Annotated in this window: 4 protein-coding genes; 2 read left to right on the forward strand and 2 right to left on the reverse strand. The window is 72.0% G+C overall.

Going from position 1 to position 4,526, the window contains the following annotated elements; translation table 11 throughout:
• Positions 1 to 118: 118 nt before the first annotated feature.
• Entirely contained in the window at positions 119 to 1,360 is a 1,242-nt protein-coding gene (locus tag E1J50_RS25790) for an NAD(P)/FAD-dependent oxidoreductase (RefSeq protein ID WP_132257091.1), read from the reverse strand.
• Positions 1,357 to 2,319 carry a LysR family transcriptional regulator gene (locus E1J50_RS25795; RefSeq protein WP_132257093.1) on the reverse strand — a complete coding sequence of 321 codons (963 nt, stop codon included), beginning with the start codon at positions 2,317 to 2,319 and terminating at the stop codon, positions 1,357 to 1,359. Before E1J50_RS25795 ends, E1J50_RS25790 begins: the two co-directional genes overlap by 4 nt.
• Positions 2,320 to 2,534: 215 nt before the next feature.
• Here E1J50_RS25795 and E1J50_RS25800 point away from each other — a divergent pair, with 215 nt between their 5' ends.
• On the forward strand, positions 2,535 to 3,593 hold the full coding sequence (locus E1J50_RS25800) for a class 1 fructose-bisphosphatase (protein WP_132257095.1): 1,059 nt from the start codon (positions 2,535 to 2,537) through the stop codon (positions 3,591 to 3,593).
• Positions 3,594 to 3,637: 44 nt separating this feature from the next.
• Positions 3,638 to 4,498, forward strand: a complete 861-nt coding sequence (locus E1J50_RS25805; protein WP_132255849.1) for a phosphoribulokinase — start codon at positions 3,638 to 3,640, stop codon at positions 4,496 to 4,498.
• Positions 4,499 to 4,526: the final 28 nt, after the last annotated feature.

Consider the following 4,526-nt stretch of genomic DNA (forward strand, 5'->3'; position numbering starts at 1 on the left):
CGCGGGCGCGGTCTTCACGAACGGGAACAGCCCCGGCGTCCGGCTGGAGCAGCGGGCCTCGCCGGACGAGGGCACGCGGCTCGGCGACCTGACCACCGAGAACGACCGCTGAGAGCGCTCAGGCCCGGGCGGTCGCGAGCGCCTTCAGGTCGAAGGCCGGGTCTGCCGCCTGCTCGGGCTGGAGCGGCGTTCCCGCCGCGAGGAGGCGCCGGGCGATCATGTGGTCGCCGGCGCGGTTGACGGACTCGACCGCCCGGAGCGCCCCGTCTCGGAAGCGGAACACCGAGAAGGCGTCCCCCGAGCCGCGCAGGATGCTCGCGTCCTCCGGCCCGGCGAGGCCCGCGATCTGCAGCTTGTGGCGGCCCTGGTCGCTCCAGAACCAGGGCACCGCGCCGTAGGCGGCGGGCCGCCCGGCGAGCCGGCCCGCGAGGCAGCGGCCCTGGTCGATCGCGTTCTGCACCGACTCGATGCGCACCGTGCCGTCCGCGGTCAGCCCCTTCGCGAAGGGCGAGGGGAAGCGGGCGCAATCGCCGAGCGCCGAGATCGCGGGGTCGTCCGTGGCGAGGAAGGCGTCGACGCGGATGCCGTCGGCGACGGCGAGCCCGGCCTCCGCGGCGAGTTCGGCGTTCGGGACGACGCCGATGCCGACGAGGACGAGGTCGGCGGGCAGGATCCGGCCTCCCGCCAGCCGGATTCCGGTCGCCCGCCCGCTCTCGCCGACGACCGCCTCGACGCCGGCCCCGAAGACGAAGCGGACGCCCCAGCCCTCGTGCGCCCGCGCGAAGAAGGCACTTGTCTCGGCCGACACGGCCCGGGCCATCGCACGGGACGCGGCCTCCACCACCGTGACGGAGAGCCCCCGTGCCGCGGCGACGGCGGCGAATTCGAGCCCGATGAAGCCCGCACCCACCACGACCACGCGCTCCGCGGCCGCGAGCGCCTCCTTGAGATGATCCGCGTCCGCGAGGCCGCGGAGCTGGCGCACGTTCGCGAGGTCCGCCCCCGGAACCGGCAGCGCCCGGTTGCGGGCGCCGGTGGCGAGGACGAGGTGGTCGTAGGCGAGGCTCTCCCCGTCCGCGAGGATCAGGCGGCGGGCCTCCCGGTCGATCCGCGCGGCGCGGGTGTCGGGCCGCAGCGCGATGCGGTGCTCGGCGAGGAAGCTCCCGGAGCGCAGGTTCAGGCCCTCCGCGTCGGTCTTGCCGGCGAGATAGGCCTTCGAGAGCGGCGGGCGCTGGTAGGGCAGGCCGGGCTCGTCGCCGACGAGCAGGACGGGATCGGTGTAGCCCGCCTCGCGCAGGGAGGCCGCCACCTGGAAGCCCGCCTGCCCGCCCCCGACGATGACGATCCCGGCTGCGCTCACGCGCTGGCCTCGGCGCGCGGCTCCGCGGGGGCCGCCTCGGGCAGGACCTTGAGGCCCGGCAGCCAGCGGGCGCCGTCCTGCATCAGGTATTCCCAGAAGGCGCGGGCGGCCGGGCTCAGCACCTTGTCGGCCCGGCGCACCGCGTACCAGTCGCGCCGGATCGGCAGGCCCTGCACGTCGAGGGTGACGAGGCGGCCCGATTCCACCTCGGCCGCCACGGTGTGGGCGGAGAGGAGCGCGATGCCGAGGCCCGCCATCACCGCCTGCTTGATCGTCTCGTTCGAGCCGGAATCGATGCCGAGCTTCGCCCGCTTGATGATGACGCCGCTCATGAATTCCTCGAACACCGTGCGGGTGCCCGAGCCCTCCTCGCGCACGAGGAAGGATTCCTCGGAGAGGTCGGCGCGGGTCAGGCCCTGGCGCCCGGCGAGCGGGTTCGAGGGGGCGGCGATCAGCACGATCGGGTGCGGCCCGAAGATCTCGGCCTCGATCGCGAAGTCGCGCGGCGGCCGGCCCATGATCGCGAAGTCGATCTCGTAATTGCGCAGGGCCTCGACCGTGCTGCCGCGGTTGCCCACCGAGAGGTTGATCTCGACGCCGGGATAGAGCTGCACGAAGCCCGCGATCACCTGCGGCGCGAAGTACTTCGCCGTCGAGACCACGCCCATCGTCACGCGGCCGCCGCCGCCGCCCTTCAGCGTCCGCAGGCGGTCGGTGCAGGTTTCCAGAACCGTGTTGATGCTGTCGATCGCCCAGAGCATCTCGCGGCCCGCATCGGTCGGCCTGAGGCCGGTCGGCGTGCGGTCGAACAGGAGGAGCCCCGCCTCCTCCTCCAGCTGGCGGATCCGGGCGTAGAGCGCGGCGGAGGTGACGTTCAGTTCCTGCGCGGCCCGCGTCATCGTGCCGAGACGGGCGACGGCGGCCACGGCCTGGAGTTGCTTCAGGGACAGGTTGCGCATGTCTCGGTTCTAGTTTTTTTGTAGGAGCCCGCAAGTTTTTTTAGAATTCTTTCCCGCGCGGAGTGAAGGGCCCTGGTGTCGCGGCGGAGGCGGGCGGTATCATGCGGGCGCCTTCGCAGCTATGGGTTCGGGCACGGGCGGAGGCGGCGCGGGACGCGGCCCCGTCGGCGGACGCGGCCCCGTCGGCCGCGATGCAGAGGAAGGACGAAGATCCGATGACGACGGGAGGATTTGGGACGGTCGGTGCGCGGCTCGATGCGTGCTTGGCGCAGGCGGTCGACGAGGATCCGCGCCTCACGGACGTCGCCGCCGTCGTCACGGCCATCGCCGGGGCGGCGATCGACATCAGCGAGGTGATCGGCCGGGGCGCCCTCGGCGGCGACCTCGCGGCGACCGGCAGCCAGAACAGCGACGGCGACGTGCAGAAGGCCCTCGACGTGATCGCCCACCAGCGCGTGACCGAGGCGCTGCAGGCCGCCCCCGTGGCCGAGGTCGCCTCCGAGGAGGCCGAGGACGTGATGCGCCTGAATCCCGGCGCGCCGCTGGCCGTCGCGATCGACCCGCTCGACGGCTCGTCGAACATCGGCGTCAACATGGCGGTCGGCACGATCTTCGGCATCCGCCCGGCCGTGCCCGGCGCCACCGGCCCCGAATCCTTCACGACGCCCGGCACCGCGCAGCTCGCGGCGGGCTTCGTCACCTACGGGCCGGCGACAGCCCTGGTCCTCACCCTCGGCCTGGGCACGCAGGTCTTCGTGCTGGACCGGGCGGAGCGCGCCTTCCGGCTGACGCATCCGGGCCTCGACGTGCCGGTCTCGGCCAAGGAATACGCGATCAACGCCTCGAATGCCCGCCACTGGGACACGCCGATCAAGGCCTTCATCGAGGATTGCCTGCGCGGCGCGGAAGGCCCCCGCGACAAGGATTTCAACATGCGCTGGCTCGGCTCGCTCGTGGCCGACGCGCAGCGGGTGCTGATGCGCGGCGGCGTCTTCCTGTATCCGGGCGACAACCGCAAGGGCTACGCGCAGGGGCGGCTCCGCCTCCTCTACGAGGCCGCCCCGATCGCCATGCTGATGGAGCAGGCGGGGGCGGGCGCCACCGACGGCGAGCGCCGCATCCTCGACATCGAGGCGACGGGCATCCACGAGCGGGTGCCCCTCGTGTTCGGCTCCGAGGAGGAGGTCGCCTGCGTCGCCAAGTATTTCGGCGGCCGCAACCACGCCGCCGGCCGCTCGCCGCTCTTCGGCCAGCGCGGCCTGATGCGCGGCTGAGCCGCCGCCGGTTCCGCCGGAGGGGAACTCACGTCGATCAGCCCATGTCCGCCCGCCATCCCATCATCTCGGTGACCGGCTCCTCTGGGGCCGGGACCACCTCCGTCCGCAACACCTTCGAGCAGATCTTCCGCCGCGAGGACGTGAGCGCCGTCTATATCGAGGGCGACGCCTTCCACGCCTTCGACCGGGAGAGCATGCGGGCGAAGATGGCGGCCGAGCCGACGCTGAGCCATTTCGCGCCCCGCGCCAATCTGCTCCCGGAACTGGAGGAGGTGTTCCGCACCTACAGCGAATCCGGCAGCGGCCGCACCCGGCACTACGCCCACGACGCCGCGGACGCGGCGAAGTTCGGCGCCCCGCCCGGGACCTTCAGCGCCTGGGAGGATTTCCCGCCGGGCTCCGACCTCCTGTTCTACGAGGGCCTGCACGGCTGCGTCGTCAACGAGAGCGTCGACATCGCCCGCTACGCCGACCTCAAGATCGGCGTGGTGCCGGTGATCAACCTCGAATGGATCCAGAAGCTGCACCGGGACCGCTCGTTCCGCGGCTACTCGACGGAGGCGGTCACCGACGTGATCCTGCGCCGGATGCCCGATTACGTGCAGACGATCTGCCCGCAATTCTCCTGGACGGACATCAACTTCCAGCGGGTGCCGACGGTGGACACCTCGAACCCCTTCATCGCCCGCTGGATCCCGACGGCCGACGAGTCGATGGTCGTGATCCGCTTCAAGGACCCGAAGGGGATCGACTTCTCGTATCTCGTCTCGATGATCCACGACAGCTTCATGAGCCGGGCCAATTCCATCGTGATCCCGGGCGGCAAGCTCGACCTCGCGATGCAGCTCATCCTGACGCCGATCATCATGCAGCTCGTCGAGCGCCGCCGCCGCCTCGCCTGACCCCCTGCGGCACGGGCGCCATACCCGA

It is taken from the genome of Methylobacterium segetis, assembly GCF_004348265.1.
In the GTDB taxonomy this organism is placed as follows: Bacteria; Pseudomonadota; Alphaproteobacteria; order Rhizobiales; family Beijerinckiaceae; genus Methylobacterium; species Methylobacterium segetis.

Excerpts from the sequence above, each read along its gene's own strand:
- E1J50_RS25805 (WP_132255849.1), top strand. The coding sequence starts at position 3,638 with ATGTCCGCCCGCCATCCCATCATCTCGGTGACCGGCTCCTCTGGGGCC.
- E1J50_RS25795 (WP_132257093.1), bottom strand. The coding sequence starts at position 2,319 with ATGCGCAACCTGTCCCTGAAGCAACTCCAGGCCGTGGCCGCCGTCGCC.
- E1J50_RS25800 (WP_132257095.1), top strand. The coding sequence starts at position 2,535 with ATGACGACGGGAGGATTTGGGACGGTCGGTGCGCGGCTCGATGCGTGC.